This is a genomic window from Flavobacterium sp. FlaQc-47, from assembly GCF_044006475.1.
In the GTDB taxonomy this organism is placed as follows: Bacteria; Bacteroidota; Bacteroidia; order Flavobacteriales; family Flavobacteriaceae; genus Flavobacterium.
Genome location: NZ_JBIPCQ010000003.1, coordinates 79634 through 99353, shown reverse-complemented (window position 1 = coordinate 99353; position 19720 = coordinate 79634). Strand labels below are relative to the sequence as shown.

Below are 19720 nucleotides of genomic sequence, written 5' to 3'. Positions count from 1 at the left end.
TCTACAATTTATAAGCATTATTGCAATCAAGCTTTAGTGATTTTAATATATAGATAATGATTCAAAAAATACTTATATTTCTCTTATTTTCTCTTTTTTTACCTTTAATGGTTTTCTCACAAGAAGAAAAAAAAATGAACTATTTTGATATTGCTATTCAAAAAAAAGCAGAGTCGTCTAAAAATGAAATTAATTTCAAAAAAGCGCAACAATTTTTCTTTAAAAAAGAATGGGATTCCACATTGGTATATTCTATGAAACAATTGAATTCTAATTCTAACTTAGAGACTAAGGCATATTGTCATTATTTCAGAGGCTTTTCATTAAAAAAGAAAGAGCTTTACAAACAAGCACACATTGAATTTGGCCTTATAAACAAATCTTTCCAATATTATTATTTAGTCAATAATAATATTGGAGGTTTGTTTTATTTTGAAGAAAATTTCGAAAAAGCACTTACTTATTTTTTGAAAGCTGAAAACGAAATACTAAATCATAAAGACGAAAGTGAAATAGCCGACCTGTATTCAAATATTGGAATATGTTATATGCATTTAAATCAATTTACTAAAGCAGAATCTTATTTAAAAAAAGATGCTTTTCTAAACCCTAAGCAAATTACAAAAAGCTTAGTTAGATCCTACATAAATATTGCAAACTTCTATTATGAACAATACAAAGATCAAGAAGGCATATACTATTTTAAAAAAGCATACACGTTATCTAAAAGCATAAAGGATTTCAAGCTAAAGGAAAATGCAGCATTTAACATGGCTGTTGTAGAGGAAAATAGAAGTAATTACAAAAAAGCCCTAGACTATAGAAAAGAAGCAGAAGATTGGAAAGATTCCCTCAACAATCAAAACAAAATATGGGCCGTTGCTGACTTTGAGAAAAAATTTGCTGTAGCGCAAAAACAAAAACAAATTAAAGTTCTGCAAGTTGAAAACAAACTTAAAAACACAGAACGCAACAGTTTATTTTTTGCTGCAATTGGCTTACTATTAATCTTAACCGCAGGAGTTTATTTATACGGTCAAAAAGTAAAGAACACTAAAATTATCGTATTGCAAAAAAACAAACTCGATGAACTTAATGCTACAAAAGATCAGTTATTCTCTATAGTTAGTCATGATTTAAGATCATCAGTAAATGCCTTAAAAACAAGTAATGCAAAATTATCTGCCACGCTTGAAACTAAGAATTATAATGAATTAAATCAGCTTATTATCCAAAATAGTACTATCGCAAATGGCGCTTATAGTTTGTTGGATAATTTACTGCATTGGGCGATGCTGCAAACCAAACAATTGTATTTTCATAAAGAATCAGTACATTTATACTCTGTAGTACAGCAAATCGAATACAATTACAAGCCTTTACTTCTTGACAAAGCGATTACTTTTGAAAATTCGGTTTCAAAAAATATTTTCATATTCGTAGATCTTGATTCCTTAAAAATCATACTTCGGAATTTATTGGATAATGCTATTAAATTTTCTAATGAAAATGGAAGTATAAATTTCCATACTCAGGAAACCGATTCTGATTTTTGTGAACTTATTATTCAAGATAACGGAATTGGCATGAATGAAAACACAATTAAAGAACTACTGCAAGAGGGAGAAATATTAGCCAAAAAAAATAATTCTGAAATTATAGGAACCGGTTTAGGCATGCAATTATGCAAACAAATGATAAAGAAAAATAGCGGTACAATAGCTATAGAAAGTGAACTTCATAAAGAGACTAAAATGATATTAACTTTTCCCAAAACAAGAAACAATGGATAATATTAACGTTTTAATCATAGAAGATACTCCTGAACAAAGTGATGCGCTTGTAAAAGTGCTGACTCAAAATAATTATACTGTTACAGGGGTTGCTACAAACTTCACAAACGCACTAAAACTTTTTTATGAAAATACGGTAGACATTATTATCATTGATGTTTTTCTGGACGGAAAACCAGACGGAATTACTTTTGCAGAAACTATTAATATTATACCCAATTCATCTAAACCATTTGTTTTTTTGACGAGTTCACAAGACCGCCAAATTTTTGAAAGAGCTAAGCTTACAAAGCCTTTTAGCTTTTTAATGAAACCCTTTAACGAACTTGAAATTTTGTATGCTATTGAAATGGCTGTTGAAAAATTCTATGCTCAAACAAATGTTTTTATGAGTGAGGAACAAGACACGGTAATTAGCAACGATTATTTGTTTATAAAGAAAAAGAACTCATTAAAAAAAGTAGCCTTAAACGAAATCCTATATATTGAAGTCGAAGAACGATATTGCAATATCATTACCGAAAAAGAAAAATTTGTCATTCAAATTTCCTTGACTAAAATCAGTAATTTACTGGATAAAAATAAATTTGTAAAAACACATCGAAACACAATTGTGAATACTGATAAAATTGAAGAAATTATTCTGGCAGATAATCTTATTATCTTAAAAGGAGATCACAAAATAAACCTAAGTGATACTTATAAGGATTTTCTAAAAAAAATGAATATCCTTTCTTAAAAATCCAAAACCAAATCATACAAATCCTTTCAGTATTCTGAAAGGATTTTTTGTTTACAGGAGATTCATCAAGCTATCAGCATCTTAACTATTTCATGACAAGGAAAATGGCTTTCATGACATTTTTAATTTTAAACCAATTAATGAAAATTACTTTTATGCAAAGAAACCCCAAAATCTATAGACATAAATGAGAATCGCAATAATTAAACAGCCAGAAATGAAAATTCTATCTATTATAAAAAAAATAAAAAATAATCCCTGGGTTGGTATTGCTGTTTCTTTAGCCATAATTATTCCGAGTTTATTTGAAATTCTAGACGATGTTACTATTCTAAGAAAAGAATACATATTATTAATTATTGCATTTCCCCTTTACATAAAATCGCTAAAAAAAATATTCGATGATATGCTTGATGTATCTGACGAATCATCTGAATAAATAAAATTTGTCCTTTTTCAATAAAAAACACCCAACTTAATCTTTTTTAGGCTGCGTGTTTTTTTGTATAATTCAGAAATAATTACCCTAAAATCATCTAAATATAAAAAAATAACATATTTTAACAATAATAAGCTGAGTATTAACATTTTTTTGATATTTTTGAAATGCTTTAACCAAAAACATTCAAATAAACCAATCCTTTGAAAAAAAATCAAAAAAAGCCTTCATATCTTGCAATTATAGGAATATTCTTGATGTTTTATACTTCTTATTCCCAAACTAGTAACGAAACCTCTGTATACAATTGGTTTGATAAAAATCTTGGTGTAGAATCATTAGATTTTGAAAATGGACCAGCGCATTTAAATTTTGATAAAACAGTAAACAATAATAATCGCTATTATATATCGGAAGATTTTAAAAAAGGTAGTATTAATTATAATAGACAGGACTATTTTGATCTATTATTAAATTATGACACTTATAACGATGAAATTGTTTTAAAACCTTATGGAGAATCAAACACTACAAAAATCAACATCATCAAGGAGAATGTCAGCTATTTTAAAATAGGAAATGAAAAATTCATTAAACTTGAAGCATTAAACATTCCTAATTTCAGAAGAGGATATTACGAAGAAGTTTTGGTAGGAAATAATATAACGCTCTTTGTCAAATATTATAAAGACAAGAAAAAAATCAATAAAGATGAAATTGATTTAGTTGAATTTATTCCCAAATATGAATTCGTACTACTAAAAGACAGTAAATTTTATCTTGTCAATACTAAAAAAGAAATCCTGGTATTATTCCCCAATAATAAAAGAAAAATAAATGATTTCTACCTTTTGCATAGAGACTTAAAGAGTGACAATCCAGCTCTATTTACAAAGAATCTATTAAAATTTATCAATAATTAAAATCAGTAGAAATTATTACAATGAGAATATTTATCATCTTTTTATTATTTTTCGGTTTTAATCAATTCATCTATTCACAAGATCAAAATAGCAATATTACTGTTAGTTACAGTAATATAAACAGGATTGATGTTTTAAAAAAAATAGAAGCCTCTACGAACTACAGATTTTATTTTCAGGATGATTGGTTCGACAAGAATGTCTTAATATCCGGCGATTATACAAACAAAACTATAGAGGAAATTTTAAGTAAGGTATTTGCAGATACGGAGCTTAATTTTTACATCAATAAAAACAAAATCATCTTAACTAAGAATAGTATTATCTACGATAAGTTTGGAAACAATAAAACAAAAGATGGTAATATTCCCATCTTTTTTCAACAATACGATTCGGTTAAAAAAAATAAAACAGAAAAAGCAGATCCAATTGCATTAATTGGCAAGGAAACTGTAGATTCTGAAACTGAATTCTATACACTTTCCGGTCATATTACAGATCTGAAAGACGAGAAATCACTGGCAGATATAACTGTAAAAGTTAAAAATACTGCAATCACAACTATCACAAATAAGGAAGGATTTTATAGTGTAAAACTTCCTGTAGGATTGGCAACGATTGAAATTGAATCTTTACTCTACAACAATACTTCCCGTAAAATAATGATCTACAGTAACGGTACTTTAGATTTTTCGATAATTGAAAAAATAAATCAATTAAATGAAGTTTTGGTAAAAGGAAAAAACAGTCAAAACATTAGAACTGCAATAACCGGAGTTACTACAATTGAAGCCGAAGGCATAAAAAACATTCCGCTGGTTCTTGGAGAAAGAGATGTTTTAAAAATTGCCTTAACCATTCCGGGAATAAAAACTGCAGGAGAAGGTTCTTCAGGATTTAATGTCAGAGGCGGAAAAGAAGATCAAAACTTAATGTTACTGGATAATGGAACGATATATAATCCTGCGCATCTCTTTGGATTTTTCTCTTCTCTTAATCCTTATACAATAAACAAAGTGGACATTTATAAAGGTGGAATTCCATCAGAATTTGGCGGCAGATTGTCATCTGTTTTTGATATCACTTCTAAAAACGGAAACACAGAGAAATTTTCCGGCGAAGGAGGTATTGGTCCGGTAACAAGTAATCTTACAGCTTCAATTCCGGTTGTGAAAGGAAAAGCAAGTTTATTAGTTGGCGGAAGAGCAACATATTCTGATTGGATTTTAAAATCATTAGATGACGAAAACCTAAAAAACAGTGAAGCTTCTTTTTATGATTTATTCGCAAAATACACTCATAAAATCAACAAGAACAATGCGGTTGAAGCCACAGGATATTACAGTAAAGATAAGTATAGCATAACGCCGGATTCTTTGTACAGATACAGCAATAGTCTTGTTTCATTAAAATGGAAACATTCGTTTAACGAGAAAAACAACAGTGAATTGAATGTCACAAACAGTGAATATAAATTCAGCATTGATTATGAATCTGCTAATCCAGAATCGTTTCTCTTAAAATATAAGATAAATGAAACTCAGGCAAGTTTAAAATTCAATAGCGAATTCAACAGCAAACATAGATTCACTTACGGAATCGCAAGTAAATTATACAAAGTTAATCCGGGAGAATTATCTCCTAACGGTTCATCTTCATTAATTACGCCAATGAAAATTGAGAATGAAAAAGGATTGGAATCTGCCGTATTTTTTTCAGATAAATTTAAAATTTCAGAAAAATTATTGTTAGATGTTGGCGCCAGATATTCGTACTATTTAGCACTTGGCCCTTCGACTCAAAAAATCTATGAAGATGGCGTGCCCAAAACTCCATCAACTGTAACAGAAGAAAAAGTATATACCAATAATGAAGTCATAAATTCCTCCGGAGGTTTTGAACCCAGAATTGCGTTACGTTATATTTTTGATGAAAGTTTATTTGTAAAAGCTGGCTTTGATAAAAACTATCAATACATTCATTTACTTACCAATAACACTACGCAATCTCCAACAGATACCTGGAAATTATCTGATATAAATGTTAAGCCCGAAAGCGGTTTACAGTATTCATTAGGTATTTTCAAAAAACTGGAATACAATGATCTGGAACTAAGTCTGGAAGGTTACTATAAAACATCAAAAAATATTCTTGATTATAAGGTGGGAGCCAACATACTTTTAAACGAAAATTTAGAGACCGAATTACTTCAGGGGGATGGTAAAGCTTATGGAATTGAACTTTTATTAAAAAAATCAATAGGAAGGCTTAATGGCTGGATTGGATACACTTATTCAAGAACATTTATCAAATTAGACAGTCAGTTTAATGATGAAAAAGTGAATAACGGAGCCTATTTCCCCACTAATTTTGATAAACCTCATGATCTGAGTATTGTACTGAACTATAAATTTACGCATCGCTATAGTTTTTCTTCTAATTTTGTTTATCAAACCGGAAGACCAATTACTTATCCTATAGGTAAATACTCTTATAATGGTGCCGAATACACGCTTTATAGTGATCGAAATAAATTTAGAATACCTGATTATTACAGACTTGATATTGGGTTAAACATTGAAGGAAACCACAAAATAAAAAAGCTAGCGCATAGTTTCTGGAATATATCTGTTTATAATGTATTAGGAAGAAACAATCCGTATTCTATATTTTTTGTAACAAAAGAAGGTCAGGTAAAAGCCTATCAGACTTCTATTTTTGCTGTACCAATACCAACTATTACTTATAATTTTAAATTTTAATCGTTATGAAAAAAATCTTTTTAATTAGATTTCTGATAACAATAATACTTGTATCGGTATTGGGCTGTACAACTCCTTACTCCTATCAGACAAACGCATATGAAGATGTTATTGTAATAGAAGCAACGATAACGAATGAAAGTAAAAATCAGGAAGTAAAAATTTCGCGATCGTATAAACTGGAGGAAAACAAATCTAAATTTGAAACCGAAGCTGTTGTTTATGTAACCGATGATTTAGGCAATAAATATGAATTTGATGAAAGTGATGAATCTTATAAATCTGTAAATACTTTTCAGGCAAATACAGACAGGCAATATCAATTGCATGTACTTACAAAAGATGGAAGATCATACGTTTCAAGTACAGAAACACTGCCACAGCAAACCCAAATAGAGAGTTTAAATGCGACGGCAATTACAAAAAATGGTCAACTTGGTGTTGAAATTACTGTAAACAGCACAGATCCTACTAATAAATCTAAATACTATCGATATGAGTATGAAGAAACCTATAAGGTTGTCGCTCCTAAATGGTTTAATGAAAAGGCTGTAGTTCAATTATTTGCGCCTGGATCAAGTCCAAAAGGGAAAGTTAATTTTGTACCAAGAACTGAAGAAGCCCGCATTTGTTATTTAAGTCAAAAATCCAGCGAATTACTTTTGACCAGCACGAATGATCTGTCTGAAGATAAAGTAATCAATTTTCCTGTTAGGTTTCTTTCAAGCACAGATCCTATAATTAGAAACAGATACAGCATTTTAGTAAAACAATATGTTCAAAGTCTCGCTGCCAACACCTTTTATACTACTTTAAAAGAATTATCAAACACAGGAAGCCTGTTATCTCAGACACAGCCTGGATTTTTCTACGGTAACATACAATCCGTTGATAATCCGGGAGAAAAAGTTATTGGTTATTTTGGTGTGTCCTCTTATTCAGAAAAAAGATTATTCTTCAATTTTACAGATTTACTGCCAGGACAACCTTCACCGGAATATCAATATGATTGTCCTGTATCAATTCCTGAGAGCGAAATTAAAGATTATCTTTTTAAATATTGTTTTAGTAAAGTAAATCCTGATTGTCAGGGAGATTTGATTTTAGACCTTTTGCAAACTGGTCTTAAATCTTATTTTCCAACTGAAGACCCAACAGGATATCTTTTATACCCTATAGAATGCGGAGATTGTACTTCATTTTCATCAAATATAAAACCATCATTTTGGATAGATTAATACATATAGTACTTATAGCTTTGACAGTTGGTTTTCAGCAAATTTCATTTGCACAAAAAAGCAATCCTGTAAGCGAACTGAATGAAATTGACAAAAAACTAAATGAGTCAATTTATATCAGTACAAATGGCAATTCATATTTAACGGGGGAAACTCTATTGTATAAGATTTTCTGCATTGACAAATCAACAAATATCGCGTCAAAATATAGTAAAATTGCCTATTTACAACTTGTTGACAGTAATAAAAAAACCGTTTTTATTCATAAATTATTTCTTGAAAATGGTACGGCTAATAGTGATTATTTTATCCCAACTACTTTAGAAACCGGAAACTATAAATTAATTGGATACACAAACTGGATGCTGAACAAAAAAGTTGTCGAATATTTCGATGTAGACATTTATATCCTAAATCCATATAAAGAAAAATCAACTAATGTCATTTCTCAAAAGGAATCAAGCCCATCAGCAAATATAACGAATGAAAATATTTCTTTTGATTTAAAAAGCAAAACATACTCAAACAGAGATTTAATTGACTTTACAATCAATACAACTTCTGAGGAATTTAAGCAAGGTAATTATAGTATTTCGGTAAGAAAAGCAGATGGTTTTTTATCTCAAAGCAAAACAAATTTTAACGACCTTCAGATAAATAGAAATTCTACAACCGATATAAATAATCCCGAATTTAGTTTACCTGAATTACGTGGAGAGCTTATTTCGGGGAAAATATCCGCAACTGGCGCAGAAGTAAAAAATAAAAAAATTGCACTTTCTATTGTAGGAAAAAATGATATCTTAAAGTTAACTAAAACAGATGCTGAAGGTAAATTTATTTTCAATTTAGAAAAATCAAATTCCGGATCAAATATAGTGGTTCAGATTATTGAGGACAACAAACAGGATTATTCTATTGAAATTGACAAAACAAAGAATATTGACTTCTCAAATTTGAAATTTCCAAGCCTTCAATTCAATTCAGAATTTAAGCAGAATATATCTGAAAGATTAATTTCAAGTCAAATAGAAAATGCATACTACAATATCAAAAAAGACAGCACACTGGCTTCTACAGACACAGTTCCGTTTTATAATAAACTGTCAACGGAATTTAAATTAGATCTTTTTACAAGATTCCCCACTATGGAAGAAACTATTACGGAGGTTGTAAAGGGAGTTGTCTTTGCAAAAAACAAAAATAATTATTCGATACACGTATATGATTACGATCCTAATTATGAATCTGAATTACCCGCTCTAATTGTAGTTGATGGGTTAATCATTGAAGATCTAAAAGAGCTTTTTGCTTACTCACCAAAAAACATTAATAAAATTAATGTTGTAAAAGGAATTTACTATTATGGTGCAAAATCTTTTAATGGGATAGTTGCTTTTACTACCAAAAACGGAGATTATGAGACTAAACTCAAAGGAAATTTCATTTTAAGACCAGAACTTTTAAGACCTCAGTCAAAAAAAGAATATTTTCAACCTGATTATGCAAATAATAAAAACGAAAGAATTCCTGATTACAGACATCAGTTATTATGGACACCAAAAGTTGATTTAAACAATCCTGCACCTGTATTAAAGTTCTATGCATCAGATGTATCAGGCAAATACGAAATAGTATTAGAAGGATTTTCAACTAATGGAAAACCCGTATTTATTAAAGAGATTATAGAGATAAAAGATTCAAATCTGAATTAAATTTCAATAAAACAAAAACTTTTTTCGATATAATTGTAACCTTTTCACATCTCTTTACGTATAACTACTTGTACACTTAAAAATTGAGGAGACAAAAAACATGAGACAACTTAAAATCACCAAGCAGGTAACAAATCGTGAAACTGCATCGTTAGACAAATACCTACAAGAAATTGGAAAAGTTGACCTAATTACCGCTGATGAAGAGGTAGAATTAGCACAAAGAATAAAGGCTGGTGATCAAAAAGCTTTAGAAAAATTAACAAAAGCCAACCTACGTTTCGTTGTATCGGTTGCTAAACAATATCAAAATCAAGGATTAACTCTTCCGGATTTAATTAATGAAGGAAACTTAGGTTTAATTAAAGCGGCTCAACGTTTTGATGAAACTCGTGGTTTCAAATTCATTTCTTACGCTGTATGGTGGATTCGTCAATCGATTCTTCAGGCTTTGGCTGAACAATCGCGTATTGTTCGTTTACCATTAAACAAAATTGGTTCTATCAATAAAATCAACAAAATGTACGCTTTATTAGAGCAATCTAACGAGCGCCCACCTTCTGCTGAAGAAATTGCAAAAGAACTTGATATGACTGTAAATGACGTAAAAGAGTCTATGAAAAACTCTGGTCGTCACCTATCTATGGATGCTCCACTTGTTGAAGGAGAAGATTCTAACCTTTATGACGTTTTACGTTCTGGAGAATCTCCAAACCCTGACAGAGAGTTAATTCACGAATCATTACGTACTGAAATTGAGCGTTCATTAGAAACACTAACTCCAAGAGAAGCTGATGTTGTTCGTTTGTATTTTGGTCTGGGAGATCAACATCCAATGACTTTAGAAGAAATTGGAGAAACTTTCGACCTAACTCGTGAGCGTGTTCGTCAGATTAAAGAAAAAGCAATCCGTAGATTAAAACATACTTCAAGAAGTAAAATTCTTAAAACCTATTTAGGTTAAATAATATTTGTTTCAGGTTTAAAGTTTCAAGTTACTTCCGGGCAATTTGAAACTTTAAACTTGAAACTTTTTTAACGCAAACAACAGTTTGATTGACTGTTCGTTTTTTGATTGATGATTGAAACTCCGGCTGATTACCGGAGTTTTTTATTTTTTATTGGTATGTTTTCTTAACCGCAAAGTCCGCAAAGGTTTTTTATCTTAGGATTTTATAAAACACAAAGTTCGCAAAGCTGTGCAAACTTTGTAAATTCATTAAAAAATCAGCATAAAACCTTGTGAACTTTGCGTATCCCGATAGCTATCGAAATTACGGACTTTGCGGTTAAATAAACTTTACCTACATCATTGCAAAATTTGCGTTTAAAAAAATTATCTTTGCAAAAAATAACACACACAACTACACACAATGAAGAATACACTTATTGCACCTTCTGTTCTTGCAGCTGATTTTGCGAATTTACAACGTGATATCGAAATGATCAATAACAGTCAGGCTGATTGGTTTCATATTGATATTATGGATGGGGTTTTTGTTCCGAATATATCGTTTGGAATGCCGGTTTTAGAAGCAATTTCAAGACATGCAAAAAAAACAATCGATGTACATTTAATGATTGTTGATCCGGATCGATACATCAAAACTTTTGCAGATTTAGGCGCAAATATTTTAAGTGTTCATTATGAAGCTTGTACTCACCTTCACAGAACACTTCAGGCCATTAAAGCCGAAGGAATGAAAGCTGGAGTTGCCATTAATCCTCATACTAATATTGATTTATTAGAAGATGTTATAAACGATATTGACTTAGTTTGCATCATGAGTGTAAATCCAGGTTTTGGAGGACAATCCTTTATCGAGAATACTTATGATAAAGTAAAAAGATTAAAAGCTTTAATTACCCGCAAAAATGCTTCAACAATTATTGAGATTGATGGTGGTGTAACAAGTAAAAATGCAAAACAATTAGTAGAAGCCGGAGCTGATGTTTTAGTTGCAGGAAGCTTTGTTTTTAAAGCAGAAAACCCAAGGCAGACTATTGCTGAATTAAAAACTTTGACCACTTTTTAAGTCGCAAATACAAGTAAATACAAAAGCCGAAGAGAAATCTTCGGCTCTTTTTATAATTAATCTGCACTAATTATATCTTTAAAATTAATTCAGTAAAATTTTCGACTTTCTATATGCTGTCAGACTAATATTTCTATGTTTCTTAAAAAACTTATTGAGATGACTTTCGTCAGAAAAACCAAATTCAGCTACAATCTCATTAATTCTCATATCACTAAAACTCAAGCGATGTTCTATCAACCGAATTTTATAATTTGCGATAAAAGACTGAATAGTTTCTCCACAATGAGTTTTAAAATAACTTCCTAAATAAGTATCAGAAATATCAAACTTCTCTCCTATAACCGCAGCTTTCAATTTTTGAGGAACAAAAATATTTGCCTGTATATAATTAATGATTTCAAGGATTCTTTTATCTGCACTTTCCTTAACACCTGATGGCTTTATTTTGGCAATATTTCTTGCAGCAATTACAATGAGGGCATTTACATAATGAGTAGTTAAATCTTCATCATAAATATCAGTATTATCTATAGAATGTATCAAGGATTCTGCTATTGATTTTACCAGGAATTCATCTGCCTTTCGTTTCAAAATACATCCTGATAAATGTGTCGCATAATGTAACAAACATCCTATGTGATCAATACTTTTTGATTTATATTCCTTTACATATTCACTATTAATCTTAACCAGCAAAAACTCTGTTGTGTCTATAATATCAAAAGTATGGTAATCATTTGGAGTCAGTAACATTAGATTTCCTGTTTGATAAGTAATTGCATTTCCATTAATATGGAGAAATCCATTTCCCGAAAGAACATACACCATCTGAAAAAAACTAAACTGTGAATTTACAATTGGGCATTCGTTTACCTTTTTATAAAGTACCTCTACTGATTGATGCATGTTTTCTTTTCTCATATTACAAAAGTACTTTTTTATCATTTAATTGTACCGAAAAATGAGTCTTATTCAGTTTATTTTTGCTAAAAAATATAATAAAAAATGAAACAAAAATTTTATTCCAGCAAAAACAACATCGTTTTAATCGCTATATGTCTGGCAACATTAATTTTCTCTCTCGAAATTTCAAGTGTTCCTGTTATACTCCCAACACTTGAAAAAGTATTAAACGCAAATCTTAACGATATGCAATGGATCATGAATATTTATACAATAGGCTGCACTACTGTTTTAATGGCAGCAGGAACTCTGGCTGATCGATATGGGAGAAAACGAATTCTGATTATAACTTTAATTCTATTTGGCGTCTCATCTTTAGTTTGTGGTTTGTCAAATAATGTTGCTTTACTGATTGTGAGTCGCTTCTTTCAAGGAATAAGTGGTGGTGCAATGCTAATTTGTCAAGTTGCCACTTTATCACATCAATTTCAAGAAGGAAAAGAACGCAGCAACGCTTTTAGCATTTGGGGGATTATTCTTGGTGTTGGCTTGGGATTTGGTCCCATTATAGGCGGATCAATCATAGCAATATTATCGTGGAAATGGGTATTTCTAATTCATGTTCCGCTAGCTTTGATTGCCGTAATTTTAGTTTATGGCTATGTCGACGAGTCGAAAGATCCTAATGCTAAAAAAATCGATATTTGGGGAATGATTACTTTATCTCTCGCTGTTTTTGGACTCACTTATTTTATTACCCAAGGACCTAATCTAGGTTTTTTGAGTCCAATAGCTTTAAGCAGTATAACGATTACAATAATAAGTTTTATGCTGTTTTTATGGATCGAAAAAACAACTTCATATCCCATGTTTGATTTTTCGGTATTTAAAATTCGTAATTTTTCAGGTGCTATTTTTGGATCAATTGGAATGAATTTTAGCTTTTGGCCCTTTATAATTTATTTTCCTATTTATTTTCAAAGTTGTTTAGGATATGATGTTGTTGCAGTAGGACTTTCTTTGCTCGCATATACACTTCCCACTTTGATCATTCCACCTTTTGCAGAACAACTTTCAGATAAATATCGTTCAGGAATTATAATTCCGGCAGGATTATTTATAATAGGAATTGGTTTTATAGGCATGAGATACGGGATTATAGCCGAAGATCCAAGTTGGCTAACGATGCTTCCCGGTTCTTTATTAGCAGGAATAGGATTAGGTTTAACTAATACGCCGGTAACTAATACAACCACAGGTTCAGTCTCTCCAAGTCGCTCCGGTATGGCTTCTGGAATAGACATGAGTGCAAGGCTCATTACTTTGTCTATTAATATTGCCTTAATGGGTTTTATTCTTGTAAAAGGTATTTCATCCTATTTAAATACTTCTTTTTCCGGAACAATAAATAAAACAACATTACATGCGATGGCAGAAAAAATAGCCTCAGGGAATTTTTCATCATTAAATCAGAAGTTCCCTAAACTAGCCACATTAGATTCTTCAGGAATGATTGTACATAACGCACTTGCTCACGGGTTTGAAATAGTACTTTTTTATGGAGGTATTGGTGTCTGGATCTTAGCTTTATTGAGCTTTATAACCTTCAACACAAAAAACAAAGTAGTTTTTAAACTTGTCAGATGAACTTAAAAATCCTTATCGCTTTTTAAGCCTTTTAAATTTGGGAAGAAATCAATTCCGGTCATTTTTTCTAATGTTTCAATTGGCACTACAAAATCATATAGTGACTTATCGCTATCATTATTTGGCACTAAAAAAGCAATTGCTTTATGTCCTTTACTCGTTTTTGCTAAAATAATTTTATAAAAATAGTTAGGAACAGCCACTTTTTCTGTTCCTATTTTTTTATCAGAATCTTTCAAAATTCCTCCGGTTACAACATAAATATCATTGTATTTACTAGCCCAATAACGGGTTTTCTGTTCTAATCTATTCCAGATTCCGCTATTAAAATCATGATTTTGAGGTGAAATATTTGAGGTGTAAAATGTATCATTATAAGCCTCTTTATCAAACTCCATATCTCCTGCAGGACAAAGATGTCCTTTGTCATATCCTGACTTTTTATAATTTCTCCAATCTGCAGAACCTGTTGTGACTTTTGGATCTTCAATAAAATAAGGGCGTTTGTAATTCGCGTTTTTTAAATATTCTTTCTTTAATTCATAAGCAACCCATTCGGCTTGCTCGAATTGTTCATTATATGAAAGTGTGTAATATTTATGTTTTACAATTTGTTTCGTTGTCGATGAAGGCAAATAAGTATAATTATACAATGAATCTGTACTACTTTGATTTGAAACAAAAGCTTCGTTTTGAGTTTCATTCATTTCATTTTTTTCGCTACTTTCTTTTTTACAGGAAATTAACAAAAAACCTATAACAATTAACGTAATAAAATTCTTCATCTATTATAATTTATGTTCGCTAAACTACAAAAAAAAAGCTCCAAAAAGAGGAACTTTTTGGAGCATTTCAATAACAAATTAATTCTTTAAAGAACTAAGATTTTACTAATTTATCTTTTTTCATTTTTGGCGAAACTGATCCTTTTACAACACCAGTTTTAGATTGCAAATCATCTAAAACATTCAATGCTTCTTCAACATAAACATCTTTAGATAATGCCTGATGCCAAACATCTCTTTTCTCTTTTAAAGTTGCATCACCTTTCATTTCAAGTTCTTCGTATGGCAAAGATTTAAAAACCAGGTTATTTTTGTAATCTGCAATTGGTTTATATTTTTTACCCTCATTTTCAACTTGTTCCTGAGTAGCTTTAAAACTATTGATATTTAAGCTATAGGTGTTTTCTTTATTTTTAACGTCAATCCATTTTGCATTGTCTTCAATCAATTTGAATTGAGCATTTTCAGCAATTCTTCCTTTACTTTTCTCAATCGCTTTAGTAAAGTTTTCATTAGATTTCCATGTACTGTAATCTGCCGGATCAATTTTATCCCACGGCATTGCATTGTCAATATCACGCTCTCCCATTTTTAAGTACGCATAACGATCTGGCATAACCACATCACTATGAACTCCTTCTAACTGAGTTGAGCCTCCATTGATTCTGTAGAACTTTTGTCCTGTAATTTTTAAAGCACCTAAATCACCATAATTTGCATTACGAACAAATTGATTTAAATCCAGCACATTTTGAACCGTTCCTTTACCATAAGTTTGTTTACTCCCAATGATAACTCCACGTTTGTAATCCTGAATTGCAGCAGCCAAAATCTCTGATGCCGAAGCGGAGAAACTGTTCACCATAATTACTAATGGTCCGTCCCACTCGATTTTTTTATCTTTATCGTATAAAACTTCTTTCTTTTTTCCTGCAGATTTTACCTGAACAATTGGTCCTTCTTCAATAAATAAACCTGCAATATCAACTACTGTAGATAAAGATCCTCCTCCGTCATCACGAACGTCAAGAACAATACCGTTGATATCTTCTTTTTTCAGTCTTTCCACTTCAAGAGCAATATCTTTTCCTGCATCACGACCATCTTTATTTTCAAAATCGATATAAAATTTAGGTAAATAAATTACTCCGTATTTCAATCCGTTTCTTTCTACAATACTAGATTTAGCATATGTTTCTTCGATTTCAACAACATCTCTTATAATAGAAATTACCTTAATTGTACCGTCTACTTTTTTAACCGTAAGTTTTACTTCAGTTCCTTTGTGACCTTTAATTTTTTTCACAACATCGTCTAAACGCATCCCTACAACATCTACAGGTTCTTCGTTTCCTTGCGCTACTTTTAAAATTAAATCTCCCGCTTCAAGTTGTTTTCCTTTCCACGCCGGTCCACCGGAAATTAATTCATCTATTTGAGTAAAATCATTTTTCTTAGTTAATCTCGCTCCGATACCTTCCAGTTTTCCACTGATATTAACGTCAAAACGATCTTTTTCTTCCGGAGCAAAATAGCTTGTATGCGGATCAAAACGAGTCATGATTGAGTTTACATATACAGAAAACCAATCTTCTTTATTTAAATCTTTAATCAAACTAAAATTATCATCTAACGATTTTAGTGAACTATCACGAGTTTCTTTCTCTAAAGTTTCAAAAGATTTTACTTTATAAGCAGGATCTGTTTTCTTTTTATCTTCTTCTAATTTTTGCTTGGTTACAAGCGAAGAAAGCGTTGATAATTTGATTTGTTTTCTCCATCTTTCGTTGATTTCAGTTGCATTTTTTGCATAAGGCAGTTTATCATAATCTGCATTAAATGTTTCATCAACATCATAATTGAAAGGCTGAGCTAAAATAGTTTTATAACGTTTTTTGCTTTCTTCCATACGCTTCATCAACCTTGTATAAGTAAGGTTGAAAAAAGTTAAATCTTTGTTCAGAAACTGATCGTCTAACTGCAGCTCATATTGTTTAAATTCATCAATATCAGACTGCAAAAAGAATCTTTTTGAAGGATCTAATGCTTCAATATAATCTTTAAAAATTCCTTTTGAGAATTCGTCGTTTATTTCTGCCGGACTGTAATGTCCTTTTTCAATAACAAATGCAAGCAATTCTAAAAGCGTTTTATCTCTGTTCGGATCCGGATCAGCACTCTTATCTGCATTAATTTTAAAAGCAAATAAGGTTAAAGACAAGCATAATACGGCTATAAGTATTTTATAATTTCTTTTCATAAACTTAATAATAGCATTCATCAAATTTTTTAATCTAAGTTAACGGTAAAATTAATGTCGACTTGCCAAGTTCTCTATAATTTTTTGTTAAAGATATAAAAATGTTTGACGCCTAAAAGTCTTCTTGAATTTAGTTTATAATTTTTATCTATTTGTTAGTATTCTACCAAAATCTGTTATTACATTTGCTTTTACAAGCTTTAATTTTGATAAATCAGAATAAAATCCCCAGCAATGAAAAATGAAAAACCTTTAATATTAGTCACTAATGATGACGGAATTCTTGCACCGGGAATCAGAGCTTTAATCAGCGTTATTGAAACAATTGGAGATGTAATTGTTGTCGCTCCGGATAAACCTCAAAGTGCAATGGGACATGCCATTACAATAAACAATACTTTATTTCTTGACAAAATTTCAAAAGATGAAGATCTTATTACTGAATACAGCTGCTCCGGAACTCCTGTTGATTGTGTGAAATTAGCGGTAAATGAAATTTTAAAACGAAAACCGGATTTATGCGTTTCAGGAATTAATCACGGCTCCAACTCTTCTATAAATGTCATTTATTCAGGAACAATGAGTGCCGCTGTCGAAGCTGGAATAGAAGGTATCCAGGCAATTGGTTTTTCCTTATTAGATTTTGACTGGAATGCTGATTTCGAGCAAATAAAATCTTTTGTAAAAAGGATAACCCTAGAAACACTGAAAAATAAATTACCTCCGGGCGTAGTTTTAAACGTGAATTTTCCAAAATTAAAAGAAAAAGAAATCAAGGGAATAAAAATTTGCCGTCAGGCGAAAGCGTATTACGCGCAGAAATTTGACAAACGCCAGACTCCGTATGGCAAGGATTATTATTGGCTTACCGGAAAATTTACAAACGAAGATCAGGGAGAAGATACAGATGAATGGGCTTTAGAAAACGGATACATTTCTGTAGTTCCTGTGCAGTTTGATTTAACAGCGCATCATTCTATGCAACAACTTAATACCTGGAATTTAAATGAATAAAAAAGACTTACTTATTGGATTTGTAATCGGGATTTTTACTGCTCTACTCGGGAGCTATCTATTCGTTACCTTTTTTACAAGATTTGATATTTCAACAGGAATTCAAACCATAAAACAACAAGGATATATGGGAAAAGTAATAACTATAGGTACCGTTTTAGATCTTGCTGTTTTTTGGCTTTTATTAAACAGAAATGAAGAAATGAAAGCAAGAGGTATCATTTTGGCAGTGATTGTTCTGGCCATTTCAACTTTATTTATTTAAATCTTATCTTTGCTAAGCAAAAAAATTGTTGTGTTTAAAATTGGAACACACTTTCAATAAAATTCATATGAAATATTACATAATTGCAGGTGAAGCCTCTGGAGATTTACACGGTTCAAATTTAATGAAAGCAATTTATGAGGAAGATCCTCAGGCTGACATTAGATTTTGGGGAGGTGATTTAATGCAAAAAGCCGGAGGAACTTTAGTAAAACACTATCGCGAATTAGCTTTTATGGGTTTTGTAGAAGTGATTTTTAATTTAAAAACCATTTTAAACAACATCAAAATCTGCAAAAAAGACATCTTAGAATTTAAGCCTGATGTTTTGATTTTTATCGATTATCCAGGGTTTAATATGCGTATTGCCAAATGGGCAAAAGCTTTAAATTATAAAACCCATTATTATATTTCTCCTCAAATCTGGGCATGGAAAGAAAACCGAATTAAAGCAATCAAGGAAGATGTCGATAAGATGTTTGTGATTTTGCCTTTTGAAAAAAGCTTCTATGAAGACAAACATCATTATCCGGTAGATTTTGTTGGACATCCTTTAATTGATGCAATTCAGAATCAGCCACCTTTTGATGAAACTATATTTAGAAAAGAAAATCAATTGGGCGACAAACCTATTATTGCGGTTTTACCGGGAAGCAGAAAACAGGAAATTACTAAAATGTTAAGCGTGATGTTAAGCGTTGTAGATGATTTTCAGGAGTATGAATTTGTAATTGCAGGCGCTCCCAGTCAGGATTATGAATTCTATCAGCAATTTATAAGCAATAAAAACATCAAATTTATTTCGAATAAAACCTATGATTTATTGCGTTCTTCGACTGCAGCTTTAGTAACGTCCGGAACGGCAACTCTGGAAACTGCCCTTTTTAAAGTTCCTGAAGTAGTTTGCTATAAAGGAAGCTCGATTTCGTACCAAATTGCAAAACGTATTATTACTTTAAAGTATATTTCCCTTGTGAATTTAATTATGGATCAGGAAGTTGTGACAGAATTAATTCAGAGTGAATGTAACACCAAACGTATTAAGGAAGAATTACAAAAATTATTACAACCTGACTATCGTGAAAAACTACTTAAGAATTACGATATTCTGGAGCAAAAATTAGGCGGAGTTGGCGCAAGCAAAAAAACAGCAAAACTTATTGTTGCCGATTTAAAACAAGTTTAAATATTTTTG

Annotated in this window: 16 protein-coding genes; 13 read left to right on the top strand and 3 right to left on the bottom strand. The window is 31.0% G+C overall.

The genetic code is table 11. The features are described from left to right. Positions 1-134 precede the first annotated feature (134 nt). From ACHRVX_RS10065 to rpe, 9 genes are all read left to right on the top strand, one after another. Entirely contained in the window at positions 135-1793 is a 1659-nt protein-coding gene (locus ACHRVX_RS10065; RefSeq protein WP_395331788.1) for an ATP-binding protein, read from the top strand. After that, on the top strand, positions 1786-2532 hold the full coding sequence (locus ACHRVX_RS10060) for a LytR/AlgR family response regulator transcription factor (RefSeq protein ID WP_395331786.1): 747 nt from the start codon (positions 1786-1788) through the stop codon (positions 2530-2532). The genes ACHRVX_RS10065 and ACHRVX_RS10060 overlap by 8 nt, the downstream gene beginning before the upstream one ends. Before the next feature lie 190 nt (positions 2533-2722). After that, positions 2723-2974: a hypothetical protein gene (locus ACHRVX_RS10055; protein ID WP_395331784.1), complete on the top strand. Its 252-nt coding sequence runs from the start codon at positions 2723-2725 to the stop codon at positions 2972-2974. A gap of 203 nt (positions 2975-3177) precedes the next feature. Then, positions 3178-3897, top strand: coding sequence for a hypothetical protein (locus ACHRVX_RS10050; protein ID WP_395331782.1), 720 nt, complete (start codon positions 3178-3180; stop codon positions 3895-3897). 20 nt (positions 3898-3917) lie between these two features. Beyond that, a complete protein-coding gene (locus tag ACHRVX_RS10045; protein WP_395331780.1) occupies positions 3918-6659 on the top strand; it encodes a carboxypeptidase-like regulatory domain-containing protein in 2742 nt (913 codons plus the stop codon). A 5-nt stretch (positions 6660-6664) separates the two neighbouring features. After that, positions 6665-7897: a DUF4249 domain-containing protein gene (locus tag ACHRVX_RS10040; protein ID WP_395331778.1), complete on the top strand. Its 1233-nt coding sequence runs from the start codon at positions 6665-6667 to the stop codon at positions 7895-7897. Continuing rightward, entirely contained in the window at positions 7885-9612 is a 1728-nt protein-coding gene (locus ACHRVX_RS10035; RefSeq protein ID WP_395331776.1) for a hypothetical protein, read from the top strand. Before ACHRVX_RS10040 ends, ACHRVX_RS10035 begins: the two co-directional genes overlap by 13 nt. Before the next feature lie 100 nt (positions 9613-9712). Next, a complete protein-coding gene (locus tag ACHRVX_RS10030) occupies positions 9713-10576 on the top strand; it encodes an RNA polymerase sigma factor RpoD/SigA (RefSeq protein ID WP_140508168.1) in 864 nt (287 codons plus the stop codon). 409 nt (positions 10577-10985) lie between these two features. Beyond that, positions 10986-11648 carry a ribulose-phosphate 3-epimerase gene (rpe, locus tag ACHRVX_RS10025; protein WP_395331774.1) on the top strand — a complete coding sequence of 221 codons (663 nt, stop codon included), beginning with the start codon at positions 10986-10988 and terminating at the stop codon, positions 11646-11648. A gap of 84 nt (positions 11649-11732) precedes the next feature. On the opposite strand, the gene ACHRVX_RS10020 is transcribed toward rpe, so the two are convergent. Continuing rightward, positions 11733-12572 carry a helix-turn-helix domain-containing protein gene (locus ACHRVX_RS10020; RefSeq protein ID WP_395331772.1) on the bottom strand — a complete coding sequence of 280 codons (840 nt, stop codon included), beginning with the start codon at positions 12570-12572 and terminating at the stop codon, positions 11733-11735. A gap of 84 nt (positions 12573-12656) precedes the next feature. Between ACHRVX_RS10020 and ACHRVX_RS10015 the strand changes: the two genes are divergently transcribed. Next, a complete protein-coding gene (locus ACHRVX_RS10015) occupies positions 12657-14201 on the top strand; it encodes an MFS transporter (RefSeq protein ID WP_395331770.1) in 1545 nt (514 codons plus the stop codon). 2 nt (positions 14202-14203) lie between these two features. Here ACHRVX_RS10015 and ACHRVX_RS10010 read toward each other — a convergent pair whose 3' ends face one another. Together ACHRVX_RS10010 and ACHRVX_RS10005 are read right to left on the bottom strand one after the other, a co-directional pair. Next, complete coding sequence (locus ACHRVX_RS10010; RefSeq protein ID WP_395331768.1) at positions 14204-14986, bottom strand: DNA/RNA non-specific endonuclease; 783 nt, start codon at positions 14984-14986, stop codon at positions 14204-14206. 94 nt (positions 14987-15080) lie between these two features. Continuing rightward, on the bottom strand, positions 15081-17267 hold the full coding sequence (locus tag ACHRVX_RS10005; RefSeq protein ID WP_395331766.1) for a carboxy terminal-processing peptidase: 2187 nt from the start codon (positions 17265-17267) through the stop codon (positions 15081-15083). A 213-nt stretch (positions 17268-17480) separates the two neighbouring features. Here ACHRVX_RS10005 and surE point away from each other — a divergent pair, with 213 nt between their 5' ends. From surE to lpxB, 3 genes are all read left to right on the top strand, one after another. Then, positions 17481-18260 carry a 5'/3'-nucleotidase SurE gene (surE, locus tag ACHRVX_RS10000; RefSeq protein WP_395331764.1) on the top strand — a complete coding sequence of 260 codons (780 nt, stop codon included), beginning with the start codon at positions 17481-17483 and terminating at the stop codon, positions 18258-18260. Next, positions 18253-18525, top strand: coding sequence for a hypothetical protein (locus ACHRVX_RS09995; RefSeq protein WP_395331762.1), 273 nt, complete (start codon positions 18253-18255; stop codon positions 18523-18525). Before surE ends, ACHRVX_RS09995 begins: the two co-directional genes overlap by 8 nt. 67 nt (positions 18526-18592) lie before the next feature. Beyond that, a complete protein-coding gene (lpxB, locus tag ACHRVX_RS09990) occupies positions 18593-19711 on the top strand; it encodes a lipid-A-disaccharide synthase (protein WP_395331760.1) in 1119 nt (372 codons plus the stop codon). The last annotated feature ends 9 nt before the right edge of the window (positions 19712-19720 follow it).